We start from the raw sequence: 17,074 nt of genomic DNA, 5'->3' as shown, positions 1-17,074 counted from the left end.
ACCATGTTCAGCAAAATCCTGGTGGCCAACCGGGGCGAGATCGCTATCCGCGCCTTCCGGGCGGCCTACGAGCTCGGCGCCCGCACGGTCGCGGTGTACCCCTACGAGGACCGCGGCTCGCTGCACCGGCAGAAGGCCGACGAGGCCTACGAGATCGGCACGCGGGGCCAGCCCGTGGCGGCCTATCTCGACGTCGCCGAGGTCGTCCGGGTCGCCGTGGAAGCCGGGGTAGAGGCGATCTACCCCGGCTATGGCTTCCTCTCGGAGAACCCGGCGCTGGCCCGGGCGGCTCGGGCGGCGGGTCTGGTGTTCATCGGCCCCTCGGCGGACGTGCTGGAACGGACAGGCCACAAGGTCGCCGCCAAGGAGCACGCCGCCGCGGCCGGGATTCCTGTGCTGCGCTCCACGCCTGCGTGGGCAGACCTCGACGAGCTGGTCGCCGCGGCCGAGAAGCTGGACTTCCCGCTCTTCGCCAAGGCCGTCGCGGGCGGCGGCGGGCGCGGCATGCGGCGGATCGAGACGCTGGAGGAACTGCGTCCGGCGCTCGAACACGCCATGCGGGAGGCCGGCACGGCGTTCGGCGACCCGACCATGTTCCTCGAGGAGGCGGTCCTGCGGCCGAGGCACATCGAGGTCCAGATCCTCGCCGATCACCACGGCGACGTCGTGCACCTCTTCACACGGGACTGCTCGATCCAGCGCCGTCACCAGAAGGTCATCGAGATCGCCCCGGCGCCCAACCTCGACGACGCGGTACGGCAGCGCCTGCACGCCGACGCCGTCGCCTTCACTCGCGCCGTCGGGTACTCCAACGCCGGAACGGTGGAGTTCCTCGTCGAGACCGAGGGGCCACGCGCGGGGCAGCACGTCTTCATCGAGATGAACCCGCGCATCCAGGTCGAGCACACAGTCACCGAGGAGGTGACCGACACAGACCTGGTGCAAGCGCAGATGCGCATCGCCGCCGGTGAGTCCCTGGCCGATCTCGGACTGCGGCAGGAGAGCATCCGGCTGCGCGGCGCTGCGCTGCAGTGCCGCATCACCACCGAGGACCCCACCGCCGACTTCCGTCCCGACACCGGCCGCATCACCACCTACCGCTCTCCGGGCGGCGCCGGCATCCGTATCGACGGCGGAACGGTGCACACGGGGACGCAGATCACCCCGTATTTCGACTCCATGCTCACCAAGCTCACCTGTCGCGGCCGGGACTTCCCGACGGCGGTCGGACGCTCGCGTCGTGCGCTGGCGGAGTTCAGGATCCGCGGCGTGGCGACGAACATCCCGTTCCTCCAGGCCGTACTGGACGAGCCGGCGCTCGTGTCCGGTGACCTGAGCACCCGGTTCATCGAGGAGCGCCCCCATCTGTTGACCGCGCGAAAGCCGCAGGACCGTGCCACCAAGGTGCTCGCCTGGCTCGTGGACGTGACGGTCAATCAGCCGCACGGGCCCCGGCCGGGAGTGGCCACCGCGCAGGACAAGCTGCCCGCGGGCGTGGACCTCGGTGCGCCACCGCCGCCCGGCTCGCGCGAGCGCCTGGCCGTGCTGGGCCCGGCCGGCTTCGCGCAGGAGCTGCGCCGGCAACGCGCGCTCGCCGTCACCGACACGACGTTCCGGGACGCTCATCAGTCCCTCCTCGCCACCCGGGTGCGGACTCGTGACCTGGTTGCGGTGGCGCCCTACGTGTCACGCCTGACGCCTCAGCTGCTTTCCGTGGAGGCTTGGGGCGGCGCGACCTACGACGTCGCCTTGCGTTTCCTGGGTGAGGACCCGTGGGAGCGGCTCGCCGCCCTGCGTGAGGCGATGCCGAACATCGCGCTGCAGATGCTGCTGCGTGGCCGGAACACTGTGGGGTACACCCCATACGCCGAGGTCGTCACGCGCGCCTTCGTCGAGGAGGCCGCCGCCACCGGCGTCGACATCTTCCGGATCTTCGACGCTCTTAACGACGTCGAGCAGATGCGCCCGGCGATCGACGCCGTGCTCGAGACCGGGACGGGGGTGGCCGAGGTCGCGCTGTGCTACACCGGCAATCTCCTCGACCCGGCGGAGCGCCTCTACACGCTCGACTACTACATGACGCTCGCTGAGACGATCAGCAATGGCGGCGCCCACGTGCTGGCCATCAAGGACATGGCCGGCCTGCTGCGCCCGGCCGCGGCGTCGAAACTCGTGCGCGCACTCCGCGAGCGGTTCGACCTGCCGGTCCACCTGCACACGCACGACACCGCTGGAGGCCAGCTCGGCACCCTCCTCGCTGCGAGCGAGGCAGGCGTCGACGCAGTCGACGTCGCCAGCGCCCCGCTCGCCGGAACGACGAGCCAGCCCGCAGCCTCGGCGCTGGTCGCCGCGCTAGCGCACACCGACCGGGACACCGGCCTCTCGCTCTCCGCGGTGGGTGACGTGGAGCCGTACTGGGAGGCGGTGCGCCAGACGTACCGGCCCTTCGAGTCCGGCCTACCCGCGCCGACCGGCAGGGTCTACGCGCACGAGATCCCCGGGGGGCAGCTGTCGAACCTGCGCCAGCAGGCGATCGCGATGGGCCTGGCGGAGGACTTCGAACTCATCGAGGAGATGTACGCCGCGGCCGACCGGATACTCGGGCGGATCCCCAAGGTGACCCCGTCCTCGAAGGTCGTCGGGGACCTGGCGCTCCAGCTCGCCGCGACCCGCGCCGACCCGGCCGCGTTCGCGGCGGACCCCGGGGCGTACGACATCCCCGACTCCGTGATCCGGTTCATGGCGGGCGAGCTCGGCGAGCTCCCGGGCGGCTGGCCTGAACCGTTCCGCACACGGGTGCTCCACGGCAGGGCGCCGGACCTGGCCGTGCGGCGGCTGACGGACGACCAGGCGGCCGCCCTCGCAGCCAGTGGAACCGAGCGGCGGGTGACGCTCAACCGCCTCCTGTTCCCCCGGCCGGCCCGGATGTTCGAGGAGAATCGCGAGCGGTTCGGGGATCTGTCCGTCGTCGAGACGCTTGACTATCTCTACGGGCTGCAGGTCGACAAGGAGCACGTCGTCGAGATCGACCGGGGCGTTCAGCTCCACATCGGCCTCGAAGCAGTCGGCGAGCCCGACGACCACGGTGTGCGCACGGTCATGGCCACGCTGCACGGCCATCTGCGGCCGGTATACGTCCGCGACCGTGGCGTCGCGGCGGTGGCTCGCAGCGCCGAGAAGGCCGACAAGAACGTCACCGGCGAGATCGCGGCGCCCTACTCCGGCGCCGTGACCCTCCGGGTGGCGGAGGGGGACCGCGTGGCGCGCGGAGACCAGGTGGCGACCATCGAGGCGATGAAGATGGAGGCCGCCATCACCGCACCGCTCGCCGGCCGGGTGGTGCGGCTCGCTGTGGCCACACGCCAGGACGTCGGTGGCGGCGACCTGATCTGCGTGATCGAGCCCGACACGGTGGCGACTTGAGGTTCGCGCATGAGGGCTGCTTCGCGCACCAGCCAGATCGGCTCGCTCCGCCGTTGACCGGTTGACACACACCTGCCGATGTTCCAGCACATGTCGCCGGCCGAGCGGTTCGCGTATGCCGGCCTGAATGCCGCGACGGCGCAGCAGCGCCCGGATGGCCTGGAGGAGCCTTGTCGGCCATCGCCTCGCACGGGTGTGGTGCGGGCTCGAACCGCACCCAGCCGGGGACTCTCCAAGGCTCGGCAACCGGGTCGGGTCCCGTTAGACCGGACGCGCCGTACCGCTTATCGGGACGACGTCGCGTACCAACGAAATGACGTGGTTCACTACGAGCTACCACGACTCAGCTCTAACGATGGAGTGCTGGATGACCGAGCCTGTGACGAAGACTGGGCAGGCCGTCCGGTTTGACCTCGCCAAGACGACTACGGCCGACCAATTAGGTGCGGCCTACAGGGAAGTGATCACCAACGGGCCTGTCGTGCCGGGTGAACCCTTAGGCGGCTACGACTACCTAGGAGACTGCTGAACAAGACGGCGTTGTTGTACCCGCGTGAGCAGAAGCGTGCGCGGGCAGGTCGCCTCAGGGCCGTCTCGCGGCGGTCACAGCGCTGGGCTGGACGTCGAGGTCGGGCCTGCCCGTCGGATTCATGATGCGCCTGGCGGGCCCGTGCGGGCCGGGGCGAGGGCCCAGCCGGTCAGGCCGTGGCCATCACCCAGGCCCCGGCGGTGCGCTGCAGGCCGAGGGTGAGCAGCCGCTTGAGGTTGATGGCGGCGGCGCGGTGGTGGAGCCAGTGGTCGTTCTTGGCGATCCCGCGGTAGCGGACCTTGCGGTTGCCGCGGGTGAGCCAGGCGATGGAGCGTTCGACCATCGGCCGCCAGGTGCGGTAGGTCTGCTGGAACTCGGGCTGCTGGGCCCGGGCGCGGTGGGCGCGCTGGAGCGCGTCGTGGGGGTGCAGGTCGAGCTGGCGGCCTCTGGTCGAGGTGGTGCAGCGCGCCCGGAGCGGGCAGCCGCGGCAGCCGGCCCCGAACGTCACGCGGTTCTTGGGGCTGATCTTCCGGGTCAGCCCGTTCGGGCAGGTCACGGTGCCGGCGGCCGGGTCGACGGTGAAGTCCTCGAGCGTGAACCCGCCCGGGATGGCCGGGCGCAACGGCCAGGGCTTGATGATCGCCGTGTGCCCGGCCGCCTCCAGGGCGGCCAGCGCCTCGCCGGTGCCGTAGGCGGAGTCGGCGAGGACCTCGACCGGGACCTGCGCGACGACGGGCGCCTCGCCGGCCTGCGCGGCCTCGGGGTTCGCGGCGCTCTCGGGGTTCTCCGGGCTCGCGGTGCTCTCGGTGGTCTCGGGGTTCAGGGTGGTGTCGGTGGCGAGCAGGTCGATGCCGACCGCGCCGTCGGCGGACTCGGCCCCGGCGGCCTTGGTCAACTTGGTGGTGGTGATCAGCCCGGTGGCCGGCTCGACCACGACGTGGGCCTTGAACCCGTCACGGCGCTGATGGACGGTCTTGTGGGCGTGCCGGGTCTGCGGGTCGACGGTGGAGATGACCCGGTCGTAGGCCACCTTGCGGGCGATGCGCCAGCGCCCGTCCGTGCCGTCGCTGCCCTCGGCGGGCTCGACGTCCTGACCCGCGACCACCGCCAGCAGCGCCACGACCTGCGCCTGGTCCTCGGGCAGCGCATCGACGTCGAGGTGGTCCAGCAGCGCCAGCGCATCGGTGACCAACGCCGAGACGAGCTCGTCCCGGGCGGCCGGGTCGTCCCAGGCGATCCGCGGCTTACCCGGCGAGCTGTAGTCGTGCCGGGTGCAGTGCGCCGCGACCGCCTTCTTGCCGCCGGTGACCTCGCGGGCGACCCGGCGGATCGCGGCGATCAGCTGGGTCACGGTGTCCTGAGTGGCGACCGCGTCCTCCAGCACCGTGGAGTCCAGCGCCCGCCGGGTCTTGCCCGTCAGGATCCCGGTCTCCAAAACCACCGCGTTCACGGCCTCGAAGATCCGGTACGGCCGCCGGCTCGCGGCGAGGCGGCGGCGCCAGTACGTCAGCGTGGTCGGATGGAACGCCGGCGCCTGCACCGGCAGACCGCACGCCGCCTTCCACCGCAGGTCGAACGTGACCGCCTCGGCCGCCTCCCGGTCCGACAGCCCGTTCAGCGTCTGCAGCACCAGCACCGTGGCGACCACGTCCGCCGGCACCGACGGGCGCCCGCGCGCCGAGCGGAACAGGTCCGCGAACAACTCCTCCGGGAACAACGCCAGCCGGTGCTCGGCCAAGAACGCGTACACGCTGCCCGGCTCAAGCAGCTCACCGGCCATCGACTCCGCGTCGAACAGATCCCGCTGATCTCTCGATCGACCTTGCATGCCCCAAGCGTTCCGGAACCGCACACCAAGACCGGGCAGGGACACGCATTGTTCAGCAGTCTCCTAGCCGCCGTCGGCTATGACGCCGTGCGCACGGCGCTCATGGATGCGGCACGCCTCAGTTCGGCGGAAGGGATGGTGATCCCTCCGCTCAAGAGCCCCATTCCGTTGATCCCCGTCGAGCTGGACCCGCCCGAGCATGCCAAGTACCACCGTTTCCTCGTGCCGCATTTCCGGCCTGAGCGGGTGGAGCTGTGGACCGACATGATCAGGGAGACCGTCGATCGGATCATCGATGGATTTATTGAACAGGGGGAGGCCGACCTCGTGCTCATCGGTCGGCAGCTCCCGCCACCGATCATCGCCGCCATCCTGGGCGTGCCTGAGGACGGGCCCAAGATGGTGGAGTTGACCAACTGGCTCAACACGGCCGCACAACAAGGCGACGCTGAGGGGCGAGCAGCAGCGAACGCGGCCATGTTCCAGTACGTCGACTCGATCGTGACCGCCGCGGAGCACGATCCCGGGCGGGACGACCTCCTCGGGACCATCGTCACCGCAACTGTGGACGGCAAGCCTCTCACCCACATGGCGGCGGTAGCGACGGTGATCACCATCGTCATTGCCGGTCAGGAAACAACCGTGAACGGCATCTCGTCGATGCTCGCCCTGCTGGGTAAGAATCCCGAGGCACGTGCGCGTCTGGTGGAGGAACCCAGTCTCATCCCTGCCGCGGTCGAGGAGTCAGTGCGGATGGAGTCCCCGGTTCAGATGATCGCTCGGACCGCGGTCGTGGACGGCGAACTGGCAGGATCTTCGTACGGGCCGGGCGACAAGGTGGGACTGGTTCTGGGAGCCGCGAACCACGATCCCCACCAGTTCGAAAATCCGGAGGAATTTCGGCTGGATCGAGGGCGCGTACGTCACGTCGGCTTCGGTCATGGTTCTCACCGCTGTCTCGGCGAGCACCTCGCGCGACTAGAGATGGCGGTCGTCGCGGAGCAGGTACTCTCACGCCTTCCGGACTACATCTTTGCCGGCCGCGTCGAGCACTGGGCCAACACCGCGTTCAACCGTGGGGTGAAGTCGATGCCGGTGACGTTCACACCTGGACCCAAGATCTACGTCGACTGACGGTGAACTGAGCTTCTCCGGGGCAGGCCCGCACCATTCGCGACAATGGTGCGGGCCTGTTCATGTAGGGGACATCGGCAGGCGTGGAGCCACCACGTTCTCGGCGTTCCAGGGTTGCATGGTCATCCCGGTTGGTTCGGGAGGGTGGCGTCGTGATCGCGTCTGGGGAGGTGAATCGCCCCGGGTCTGATGGAGGCTCTCATTCCACGGGAGGATGAGAGTCATGGCAGCACCGCGGAAGTACAGCGAGGAGTTGAGGGACCGCGCTACCCGGATGGCGATGGACGGGCGGAAGGACCCGGCGACGAGCCAGGGAGCGATCAACAGGATCGCGGACTAGCTCGGGATTCACCCCGAGGCGTTGCGCAACTGGGTCCGTCAGGCCGAGGTCGACGGCGGGCTTCGCCCGGGCACCACCACCGATGACGCGACCCGGATCGCCGAGCTGGAACGTGAGGTCCGTGAGCTGCGCCGGGCGAACGAGATCCTGAAGACCTCCGCGGCTTTTTTCGCGGCCGCGGAGCTCGGCGTGAATCTTGCGGGCCCCGTAGACGCCCAGGTTCTCGGCATGCACGGTCTTGATCTCCTCACGCAGCTCGACGTCGCGGACCGCCCGTGCGGACGGCGGACGGTTCTTGGCGGCGTAGTAAGTGCTCGGGGCGATCTGCACGCCGGCGTCCTTCAGCACGGCGCAGATCGGCTCGACCCCGAGCCGGCGGCCCTCGACGAGCCGGTCCCGGTGGGCATGATGTACTCGACCACCACCGCGGTCGGCACCTCGGTTGCTACTTGATCTTGCGGTCGAGCTGCGCCGCAGAGGCCATCGGGTGGCCCGCTGCACCGTCGAGCGGCTCATGCGTGAACAGGGGCTGCGTGGGATCGCCCGGGAGAAGACCCGCAGGACCACCTTCAGCGAAGGCGCCGAGACGCCACGCCCGGCGGACCTGGTCGAGCGGCAGTTCGTCGCCGAGGCGCCGAACCAGCTGTGGGTGGCGGACCTGACCTACATCCGCACCTACTCCGGGTGGGTCTACGCCGCGTTCGTCCTCGACGTCTTCTCGCGCATGGTCGTCGGCTGGCAGGTGTCCACCTCGCTGCGCACCGACCTCGCCCTCGACGCCCTGGACATGGGCCTCTGGGCTCGGCGCCGGGCCGGGCAGGACACTGCGGGTCTGGTCCACCACTCCGACCGCGGCGTGCAATACCGAGCCATCCGCTACACCGACAGACTCGCCGAGGCCGACGCGGTCGCCTCGGTCGGCAGCAAGGGCGATTCGTACGACAACGCGATGGCTGAGGCGCTGAACTCGCTTTTCAAGGCCGAGTGCATCCGCAACCCCGTCATGCGCCGCGGCGGCTGGAAGTCCATCAGTGACGTCGAGATCGCCGTCGCCGAGTACGTCGACTGGTACAACCACCGGCGCCTGCACGGCGAGCTCGGCCACGTCCCGCCCGCCGAGTACGAGGCCACCTTCTGGGCCACCAGACCCGCCCAGCACTACCCTGACAACCGCGTCCTCATCGAGGCCCGAACCAACTAACCGAGCCTCCACCAAACCCGGGGCGATTCAGCTGTTTGGGCTTCCCCTCTTATCGTGGAGGCATCGCCCCCAAGGAGGAACGGCGATGGAGACGCGGCGGAGGTTCGACCGGGAGTTCAAGGAGGGCGCGGTGCGGATCGTCCGGGAGACCGGCAAGCCGATCGCGCAGGTCGCACGGGAGCTGGGCATCAACGACGGCACGCTGGGGAACTGGGTCGAGCTCGACCGGCGGGCGCGCGAGGGCGGGGACGGCACGCTGGAGGAGAGCGAGCGCGCCGAGCTGCGCCGGCTGCGCAAGGAGAACGCCGAGCTGGCGATGGAGCGTGATGTGCTCAAGCGCTCGGTCGCCCTCTGGGTCAAGGAAGCGATGGGGCACTGAGCCTGGCTGCCTTCATCGCCGCCCAGAGGGCAGTGCACCACGTCCCGTACGCGGTGTCCTGCCGCGCCCTGGGGGTCTCCCCGGCCTGGTTCTACAAGTGGGTCGGCGGGGAGGTCTCGGTGCGGCGTAAGCGCCGGGCGGCGCTGGCCGCCCAGGTCGCCTATCTCTTCGCCCGGCACCACGGCACCTACGGCTCCCCGCGGATCACCGCGGACCTGCGTGCGGCCGGCTGGCGGGTCTCGGTGAACACCGTCGCGGCGCTGATGGCCGAGCAGCACCTGGCCGCCCGGCCCAAGCGCCGACGCCGCGGCACCACGCGGGCCGACCGGCGCGCCCGCAAGGCCCCCGACGCCCTGGGCCGCGACTTCGCCCCGCCGCCGATACCCGATCAGCGCTGGTGCGGGGACCTGACCGAGCTGCCCACCGACGAGGGCAGGTTCTACCTCGCCGCGGTGCTGGACCTGCACTCGCGCCGCTGCGTCGGCTTCGCGATGGACGCCCACCACGACGCCCCGCTGGCCCGGGCGGCCCTGTGCGTGGCGATCGCGAGCCGCGGCGGGTCCGTGGCCGGCGTGGTCTTCCACTCCGACCAGGGCGGGGAGTACACCGGGGAGATCTTCGCCCGGGCCTGCCGCAGCGCCGGCGTGACCCAGTCGATGGGCCGCACCGGCTCCGCGCTGGACAACGCGGTCAGCGAGAGCTTCAACAGCACCGTCGAGTTCGAGCTGCTGCGCCGGCACCACTTCGCCACCCGCGAGCAGGCGCGCCGCGTGACCGCCGGATGGATCGATGAGTACAACACCACCCGCCGGCACTCCACCGACGCCATGCTCAGCCCCGTCGAGTACGAACGCTCCCTCGCCACCGGCCAGGGCCACCGGGACAAGCTCGCGGCATGAACTGCGCCGCACAAGCAGGCGGAGGCGGCTGCGCCGCCCGATCTCATCCGGCGCACCGCCCGCGCGGCCCAGGGTGGCGGTGCCGCCCCTCCGGCCTCAAGGGTCGCTGCGCGATCGCTGCGCGACGGCCTCCGGCCGCCCTTGACCCCGGAGCCTCTGCGACCCCGCCCGCGAGCCAGGACGCGGACAGGACGCCCACTAATCAGGTCTCCACGGTTCCAGGGGATTGCCAGTTCGCCACCGCCGCCGAATGGGTCGACCGCCTCGCCACCGCCCACCACGACGGCCGCCTCCAAGACGAGCTGCGCCGCCTGGGCCGCTACCCGTTGCTGGTTATCGACGAGGTCGGCTACATCCCCTTCGAGCCCGAGGCCGCGAACCTGTTTTTCCAGCTCGTTTCCGCCCGCTACGAACGCGCCTCGCTCATCGTCACCTCGAACAAGCCCTTCGGCAAAGCGCACAGGTTCGCGCGGAGGTGTGCGTGGTGGCACCGAACTTCTTACGGGTTCGCGGGCAGGCGGGCGGTGTCGACGTCCTCGCGCAGGTACATCAGGACCCCTTCGGCGTCCATGGCCAGCGCGGTGGCGACGATCTTGGGGTCCAGCGCGGCGAGCAGGTCGGTGACCCGGGTGGCGCGCAGGGTGCGGACCGCGACGCCGGCGTCGTCGAGAACGTGGCAGAGGTAGGCCACCGAGGCTGGTGTCTGGCGGGCCTTGGTGCCGCGGGTGACGAGCACGTGCGGGTTCGTCGTGGCGAGCGTGGTGCGGTGGTCCAGGCAGGCCTGCAGGGCCGCCCAGGTGGTCGGGTCGAGCGGGACGGGGTGTGGTCGGTGCCCGAGCCGGACTCGTCGCCCGGAGTGGTCGACGTCCGTCACGCGCAGGTGGCGCAGCTCGGCCTGGCTGGCGGCGTGGAGGAGTGCGAGCAACCCGGTGAGGCGTTCGTGGGGATGGGCAGTGCTCGGGTCCTTCCAGCGTGTGAGGAGCGCTGGCAATCCCCTGGAACCGTGGAGACCTGATTAGTGGGCGTCCTGTCCGCGTCCTGGCTCGCGGGCGGGGTCGCAGAGGCTCCGGGGTCAAGGGCGGCCGGAGGCCGTCGCGCAGCGATCGCGCAGCGACCCTTGAGGCCGGAGGGGCGGCACCGCCACCCTGGGCCGCGCGGGCGGTGCGCCGGATGAGATCGGGCGGCGCAGCCGCCTCCGCCTGCTTGTGCGGCGCAGTTCATGCCGCGAGCTTGTCCCGGTGGCCCTGGCCGGTGGCGAGGGAGCGTTCGTACTCGACGGGGCTGAGCATGGCGTCGGTGGAGTGCCGGCGGGTGGTGTTGTACTCATCGATCCATCCGGCGGTCACGCGGCGCGCCTGCTCGCGGGTGGCGAAGTGGTGCCGGCGCAGCAGCTCGAACTCGACGGTGCTGTTGAAGCTCTCGCTGACCGCGTTGTCCAGCGCGGAGCCGGTGCGGCCCATCGACTGGGTCACGCCGGCGCTGCGGCAGGCCCGGGCGAAGATCTCCCCGGTGTACTCCCCGCCCTGGTCGGAGTGGAAGACCACGCCGGCCACGGACCCGCCGCGGCTCGCGATCGCCACGCACAGGGCCGCCCGGGCCAGCGGGGCGTCGTGGTGGGCGTCCATCGCGAAGCCGACGCAGCGGCGCGAGTGCAGGTCCAGCACCGCGGCGAGGTAGAACCTGCCCTCGTCGGTGGGCAGCTCGGTCAGGTCCCCGCACCAGCGCTGATCGGGTATCGGCGGCGGGGCGAAGTCGCGGCCCAGGGCGTCGGGGGCCTTGCGGGCGCGCCGGTCGGCCCGCGTGGTGCCGCGGCGTCGGCGCTTGGGCCGGGCGGCCAGGTGCTGCTCGGCCATCAGCGCCGCGACGGTGTTCACCGAGACCCGCCAGCCGGCCGCACGCAGGTCCGCGGTGATCCGCGGGGAGCCGTAGGTGCCGTGGTGCCGGGCGAAGAGATAGGCGACCTGGGCGGCCAGCGCCGCCCGGCGCTTACGCCGCACCGAGACCTCCCCGCCGACCCACTTGTAGAACCAGGCCGGGGAGACCCCCAGGGCGCGGCAGGACACCGCGTACGGGACGTGGTGCACTGCCCTCTGGGCGGCGATGAAGGCAGCCAGGCTCAGTGCCCCATCGCTTCCTTGACCCAGAGGGCGACCGAGCGCTTGAGCACATCACGCTCCATCGCCAGCTCGGCGTTCTCCTTGCGCAGCCGGCGCAGCTCGGCGCGCTCGCTCTCCTCCAGCGTGCCGTCCCCGCCCTCGCGCGCCCGCCGGTCGAGCTCGACCCAGTTCCCCAGCGTGCCGTCGTTGATGCCCAGCTCCCGTGCGACCTGCGCGATCGGCTTGCCGGTCTCCCGGACGATCCGCACCGCGCCCTCCTTGAACTCCCGGTCGAACCTCCGCCGCGTCTCCATCGCCGTTCCTCCTTGGGGGCGATGCCTCCACGATAAGAGGGGAAGCCCACGCACGCTGCTCGGGCCGGGTCAGGGTGGCGCCGTGGAAGGCGCGCAGCCGCTTGGGCCTGATCCCGCGGGTGGGGTCGGTCAGGGTCAGGCGGTGGTGGCGGGCCCAGCGGAAGAAGCGGCGCACCACGGACAGGTTCCGCCCGGCGCTGGCCGGCCGCCGGTTCAGGAAGGCCTCGACGTCGCCGACGCCGACGAGGGCCCAGTCGGCGATGCCGCGCTCGTGCAGGACGAAGCCGGCGAGGTCCCGCAGGATCGCGAGGTTGGCCTCGATGGTGGAATCGGCGCGCGGGCGGGTGCCGGCGCGGCGGGCCCGGGCCTGGGCGGTCAGCTCGGCGTCGGCGTAGCGGGCCACGGTCTCGCGCAACGGCTCAGGGGTGGCGCCGATCCGGCGGGCGCGACGGCCCGGCGGCCAGGCGGGCCTCCTGGTCGAGGGGGAAGGCCAGCCCTTGCGGGGCGAGGAAGTCCTCCAGCGACCTGGCCAGGGTTCCCATCGACCGGCCGGGCCGGCGGGCGCTCTCGAGCAGCGCCTGGTTGCCGATCCCCGGATTCCCCTCGAGCAGGCGGCCCAGTGCGCAGAGCTGTTGGCAGGCCCGCTCGACGTTGTGCCGGTCGGTGACGAAGACGGCGAAGGCAGCCAGCCACTCCGGCGCGGCGTCGCGGTGCTGGGCGAGGCGCTCGGCCTGCCGGATCGGGCGCAGCGGGTCGCGCTGCCAGCACCGCGCGCACCTGCCGTTGCCGGCATGCTTGCGGACCTGCCCGCACGCCACGCACCGCCGCGGTGGCTTCTTCGCCGGACCCGGGCGCGAGCACGAGCCGCACCAGCCGGTCTCCTCGCGCAAGAACCCCGCACGACCGCACCGCGGGCACGGTGCTTTCGCTGCCTCACGCTCGGCGCGGCGGTGACAGGTGGTGCACAACGTCCGGTCCTTGCGCCGCACGGGCGTCCCGCACCGCTCGCACGCGCGGGCGCACACCACACACACCCCGGCCTCGTCGAGGGCGCGGAGCCGGCCGCAGCGCCCGCAGGGACGCTTGGCGGCCTGGACCGCCTGGGCCTGTTGGCGGCGCCGGCAGGCGCAGCAGTGCTCCCGGCTCAGCAGCGCCGGGGCGCCGCAGCCGGCGCAGGGGTGGGACCGCCGGGACGCCACCGCTCACACCGGTGGCAGGGAGCGGCCCCGCGCGACCTTCGGCTCGCTGCGGCGCACCACCGGGTCGGCGGGCCGCTGGACCGGGGTGGTGTCGACCTCGATCAGATCGGCCGGGGAGCACTCCAGGGCGGTGCACAGCGCGGCCAGGGTCGACAGCTTGACCTGGGCGGGCTGCTTGGTCAGCAGCGCCGAGACGCTCGCCGCGGACATCTCCACCTCGGCGCGTTCGGCCAGCAGGCGGCGCAGCTGCGCCCCGGTCCACACCTCGCGCTGGGCCGCGGCCATCCGCAGCCGCCACCTAATCTCCATGCCGGTCTCCTTCCAGCTCGGCCAGCACGTCGGTGACCGCGCGCCGGTAGGCATCCTCGATGAACGTCGCCGACGGAGTCACGTAGCGCATCGTCGTGCCCACGTGCCAGTGCCCGAGCATCTGCTGGATCGCGACCAGGTCCACGCCGCGCTCGTAGTTGTGGGTCGCGCACGCATGCCGCAACGTGTGAGGACTGAACCGATCAGCGGTGCCCTTGCCCTCAAGGTCCTGCAGGTAGCGCAACCGGTTACGGATCGTGCCCCGGTGGATCCGGCCACCGCCCTCGTCGCAGAACAGCGCCGGGCCGTCGGCGAGCCGGGGCCGGATCTCCTCGACATACCAGCGCAGGATCAGGTCCAGACCGTCGAGCATCGGCACCCACCGCGGACGCGGCCCCGAGGTCTTCGCGGCCTTGCCGAACCGGACGTGGATCTTGCCGAACGGTCCCCGGTCGAAGTACAGATCGCACCGGTCCAACGAGGCGGCCTCGTCCGCCCGCAGCCCGGCGAAGTACAACGTCCGGAACAAGGCGTAGTCCCGGCCCGCGGTGGCGTACTTCCGCGAGGTCGCGACCCGTTCCTTGAGGAAGTCGAAGAACTCTACGCACCGCTCCCGCGTCGGCGGTACCTGGACCCGAGGACTGTCGTCCGCGACGTGACGGGCCGCGTTGAACTCATCAATCGGATCGACCAGGCGCACCCCGAACGACGCCTCGATCTCCGCCGCCTTGCGTGCGAGCAGGAACACGAAGAAGCCCTTGAACGCCTGCACGTAGCCCCGCCGCGTCGAGACCGCCAGACCCTGCCCGGCCAGCTCTCCCACTACCCGATCGACGTCCTCTCGGGTAACGTCCCACGCCGGCTTGCCGCAGGCCGCGAGGAACCGGGCCAGCACCCCGGCACCGTTCTCCATCGTCACGGGGCTGAACCCACGAGCGGTCTGCGAGGCCTCGTAAGCCTCCACGCAGCTGGCCTGAAAGACGAACGGATCGGCCGCGGTCGCCGCAACAGCAGCGGGGGGCGCTCCACCGGGAAGGACCTGGAATCGAGGCTGATTCAAGAGCACACCTTCTCAGCACTGAGAATCCTTAGGCGTCACCTTAAAGAAGCCGCTCCGAGCTACAGATCCGCGACACGCGCAAACCTGGACTTCCCCGAGACTGCGAGCCAAATCAGCAGGCAGGCACCTGTGCCACTTCCAGTTCGCTGGGGCGAGGTCTTCGGCGACGACACCGTCGCCGCCGCCATGATCGACCGACTCGTCCACCACGCCGAGGTCGTCGCCCTCAAGGGCGACTCCTACCGGCTCAAGAACCGCGACCTCGGCCGCACCCCCACCGGCGCGACCGACGACTAACCGACAACCAGACCAGGAGAGGGGTCCATTTTCAGTCGTCGCCAGGGGGTTCACTTTCAGCCGTCGTTGACAAAATGGGTGCGCTACGCAACTCGCCCCACAACGAGCGCCACCCGGTTATAGGGCCTCGACCGTATAGGTCGTCGAGAACTTCGCACGCGCCGAGTCAGTCGACACCCGCGACGCCCTGGCGTGGCTGGTGCCTCGGTCTCCCGGCTGCTCTCCCGCGAGCAGCCGGTGGGCGAAGCGGCCGGCGCGAGTGAGGTCGACCTCGAACTTGGGCTCTTACCTGCGGCTGCGGATTCCACGCGAGTTCCACGCGAGAGGGCGGCTCCACGCGAGTTCCACGCGTCGGGGGCTGGCGAATGACTGCGGTTGACGACGGTTGCGGAGCGGTGCGACCCTGATGTCAGCTCGCTGGCCACCGTTGATATTCCAGCGTTTCTGGTGGTCACGGGGTGGTCGACGAGCGTTCGAGACAACGGACTCCGGGGAGTGCCGGTGGTGTGAACCGGCGGGAGAAGGTCGAGGGTTCGAGTCCCTCTAGCTCCACCACATGGTCGCTGACCTGCGATAGCGCAGGCAGCGGCCATTTGTTTGTCCGAATTCTTTCGCAATGTGCCGCGACACGGTTCCACGGTGGTTCGGGTGCGACCGCTGCACCTGGGACCTTGGCCCCGAGCCCGGGCTGCGGTGTGGTCCGACTCACGTTCCGCCGCGACACCGACCGGCCGATGGTCCCGCTTGCCCGCCGCTCCGCATCCGTAGCGTCGAAGCCATGAGCACCAGGCGCCTGGATCCGATGGGCGCGGGGCTCGCCCGGACCAGGAGGTAACCCCCGTGCACACCACACTGACCACACCACTCGCCCTGCCGTGCGGCGCGGTGGTCCCGAACCGCATCGTCATGGCACCCATGGTCGTCCAGGGGTCGGACCCGGCGGACGGGCACGTCACCGACGAGGACGTGGATTACTTCTCCCGGCGGAGGGGTGTCGCCGGCATGATCGTCACCGGTGCGGCTTTCGTGAACCGCCAGGGTCGGGGCTTCGAGCGGCAGCTCTCCATCGCCGAGGACGGCGCCGTCGAGGGCCTGGCGCGCATGGCGGCCGCCATGAAGAAGGACGGCAACCTCGCAATCGTCCAGATCTACCACGGTGGCCGCGAGGCCCACCCGGCCGCAACAGAGTTCGGCAGGGCGGTGGCCCCGAGCACCACGAGTTCCCCTGGCTGCCCTACGTGCCCGAGGAGATGAGCGGGGCGGAGATCTCCGAGTTGATCGCCGACTTCGGCCGGGCCACCCGCCGCGCACTCGCGGCCGGGTTCGACGGCGTCGAGATCCACGGCGCCAACCACTACCTCCTGCAGCAGTTCCTCTCGGTGTACTCCAACCACCGGACCGACGCCTGGGGCGGTGACCTCGACGGCCGGATGGCGTTCATCCTCGCGGTGACGGAGGAGGTGCTCCGGGTTCGCGCGGAGGCGGGCGCCGACCAGTTCGTGGTGGGCATCCGGCTCTGCGCCGACGAGATCCACGGCGAAACTGTCGGCTACACCGCCGAGGAGTCGAGTGTCCTCGTCGACCGGCTCACGGGCACGGGCGTCGACTACGTCCACTTCTCGCTGTTCACCGGCTACAACGCCCGCCCCGCCGGCTCGGGCAAGAGCTACGGTCAGATCGCCCGGGAGGCCGTCGCCGGCCGCTGCCCGGTCGTCATCGTCTCCGACGTCTTCACGGCGGAGGACGCCGAGAGTGCGCTGGCGCACGGCGACCTCGTGGCGGTGGGCCGCGCGGCTCTCGTGGAGCCGCAGTTCGCGCGCAAGGCCACCGAGGGGCGGACGGACGAGATCGAGACCTCGGTGGAGGGACGGCTCGTCGACCTCGACCTGCCAGCCGGCCTCGTGGAGTGGTACCGCGGGTCGGGGCGCAGCGTCCTGCCCCCGGTTCCCGGGCTTGCCCAGTATCTGGACGCTAGCCCCGCGCTGGTCTGACGAGGCCCTGGAGCGAAGGGCCCGGTAGCCGCGAGCGGCCACCGGCCCGTCGCTGCGTGCGTCACCGGGTTGCCG

The 17,074-nt window shown here is 70.9% G+C and carries 15 protein-coding genes and 2 pseudogenes; 10 read left to right on the top strand and 7 right to left on the bottom strand.

The genetic code is table 11. The features are described from left to right. Positions 1-3: 3 nt before the first annotated feature. Together ACF0H8_RS18815 and ACF0H8_RS18810 are read left to right on the top strand one after the other, a co-directional pair. Positions 4-3,423, top strand: coding sequence for a pyruvate carboxylase (locus ACF0H8_RS18815; protein WP_395290375.1), 3,420 nt, complete (start codon positions 4-6; stop codon positions 3,421-3,423). 367 nt (positions 3,424-3,790) lie between these two features. After that, the gene (locus tag ACF0H8_RS18810) at positions 3,791-3,952 is read left to right on the top strand and encodes a hypothetical protein (protein WP_395290374.1); all 162 of its coding nucleotides are present in this window, start codon (positions 3,791-3,793) and stop codon (positions 3,950-3,952) included. A 169-nt stretch (positions 3,953-4,121) separates the two neighbouring features. Here the strand turns inward: ACF0H8_RS18810 and ACF0H8_RS18805 are convergent, their stop codons facing one another. Then, a complete protein-coding gene (locus ACF0H8_RS18805; RefSeq protein ID WP_395289796.1) occupies positions 4,122-5,780 on the bottom strand; it encodes a transposase in 1,659 nt (552 codons plus the stop codon). A 48-nt stretch (positions 5,781-5,828) separates the two neighbouring features. On the opposite strand from ACF0H8_RS18805, the gene ACF0H8_RS18800 reads away from it, so the two are divergent. The 5 genes and pseudogenes from ACF0H8_RS18800 to ACF0H8_RS18780 all read left to right on the top strand — a co-directional run. After that, on the top strand, positions 5,829-6,914 hold the full coding sequence (locus tag ACF0H8_RS18800) for a cytochrome P450 (RefSeq protein ID WP_395290373.1): 1,086 nt from the start codon (positions 5,829-5,831) through the stop codon (positions 6,912-6,914). A 223-nt stretch (positions 6,915-7,137) separates the two neighbouring features. Further along, a pseudogene (locus ACF0H8_RS18795) lies at positions 7,138-8,455 on the top strand (IS3 family transposase). An 85-nt stretch (positions 8,456-8,540) separates the two neighbouring features. Continuing rightward, positions 8,541-8,834 carry a transposase gene (locus ACF0H8_RS18790; protein WP_395288084.1) on the top strand — a complete coding sequence of 98 codons (294 nt, stop codon included), beginning with the start codon at positions 8,541-8,543 and terminating at the stop codon, positions 8,832-8,834. Then, positions 8,807-9,733 (top strand): IS3 family transposase, encoded by a 927-nt coding sequence (locus ACF0H8_RS18785; protein WP_395290821.1) that lies wholly within the window; start codon positions 8,807-8,809, stop codon positions 9,731-9,733. The genes ACF0H8_RS18790 and ACF0H8_RS18785 overlap by 28 nt, the downstream gene beginning before the upstream one ends. A gap of 233 nt (positions 9,734-9,966) precedes the next feature. Beyond that, a pseudogene (locus ACF0H8_RS18780) lies at positions 9,967-10,188 on the top strand (ATP-binding protein); the annotation flags it as partial. A gap of 44 nt (positions 10,189-10,232) precedes the next feature. On the opposite strand, the gene ACF0H8_RS18775 reads toward ACF0H8_RS18780, so the two are convergent. From ACF0H8_RS18775 to ACF0H8_RS18750, 6 genes are all read right to left on the bottom strand, one after another. Continuing rightward, positions 10,233-10,658, bottom strand: a complete 426-nt coding sequence (locus ACF0H8_RS18775; protein WP_395290948.1) for a hypothetical protein — start codon at positions 10,656-10,658, stop codon at positions 10,233-10,235. 292 nt (positions 10,659-10,950) lie between these two features. Continuing rightward, entirely contained in the window at positions 10,951-11,835 is an 885-nt protein-coding gene (locus ACF0H8_RS18770) for an IS3 family transposase (RefSeq protein WP_395290894.1), read from the bottom strand. 14 nt (positions 11,836-11,849) lie between these two features. Beyond that, the gene (locus tag ACF0H8_RS18765; RefSeq protein ID WP_395288084.1) at positions 11,850-12,143 is read right to left on the bottom strand and encodes a transposase; all 294 of its coding nucleotides are present in this window, start codon (positions 12,141-12,143) and stop codon (positions 11,850-11,852) included. Between the two features lie 419 nt (positions 12,144-12,562). Beyond that, positions 12,563-12,961, bottom strand: coding sequence for a hypothetical protein (locus tag ACF0H8_RS18760; protein ID WP_395290372.1), 399 nt, complete (start codon positions 12,959-12,961; stop codon positions 12,563-12,565). Between the two features lie 384 nt (positions 12,962-13,345). Further along, the gene (locus tag ACF0H8_RS18755) at positions 13,346-13,651 is read right to left on the bottom strand and encodes a helix-turn-helix domain-containing protein (RefSeq protein WP_395290371.1); all 306 of its coding nucleotides are present in this window, start codon (positions 13,649-13,651) and stop codon (positions 13,346-13,348) included. Next, the gene (locus tag ACF0H8_RS18750; RefSeq protein ID WP_395290370.1) at positions 13,641-14,546 is read right to left on the bottom strand and encodes a tyrosine-type recombinase/integrase; all 906 of its coding nucleotides are present in this window, start codon (positions 14,544-14,546) and stop codon (positions 13,641-13,643) included. Before ACF0H8_RS18750 ends, ACF0H8_RS18755 begins: the two co-directional genes overlap by 11 nt. A 294-nt stretch (positions 14,547-14,840) precedes the next feature. Between ACF0H8_RS18750 and ACF0H8_RS18745 the strand changes: the two genes are divergently transcribed. From ACF0H8_RS18745 to ACF0H8_RS18735, 3 genes are all read left to right on the top strand, one after another. Beyond that, on the top strand, positions 14,841-15,008 hold the full coding sequence (locus ACF0H8_RS18745; protein ID WP_395290369.1) for an ATP-binding protein: 168 nt from the start codon (positions 14,841-14,843) through the stop codon (positions 15,006-15,008). Between the two features lie 840 nt (positions 15,009-15,848). Beyond that, on the top strand, positions 15,849-16,262 hold the full coding sequence (locus ACF0H8_RS18740; protein ID WP_395290368.1) for a hypothetical protein: 414 nt from the start codon (positions 15,849-15,851) through the stop codon (positions 16,260-16,262). Beyond that, the gene (locus ACF0H8_RS18735) at positions 16,259-16,999 is read left to right on the top strand and encodes a hypothetical protein (RefSeq protein WP_395290367.1); all 741 of its coding nucleotides are present in this window, start codon (positions 16,259-16,261) and stop codon (positions 16,997-16,999) included. The genes ACF0H8_RS18740 and ACF0H8_RS18735 overlap by 4 nt, the downstream gene beginning before the upstream one ends. Positions 17,000-17,074 lie beyond the last annotated feature (75 nt).

The sequence above is a fragment of the Georgenia sp. AZ-5 genome (assembly GCF_043952095.1).
GTDB lineage: Bacteria > Actinomycetota > Actinomycetes > Actinomycetales > Actinomycetaceae > Georgenia.
This window is presented reverse-complemented; position numbering and strand designations above follow the sequence as displayed.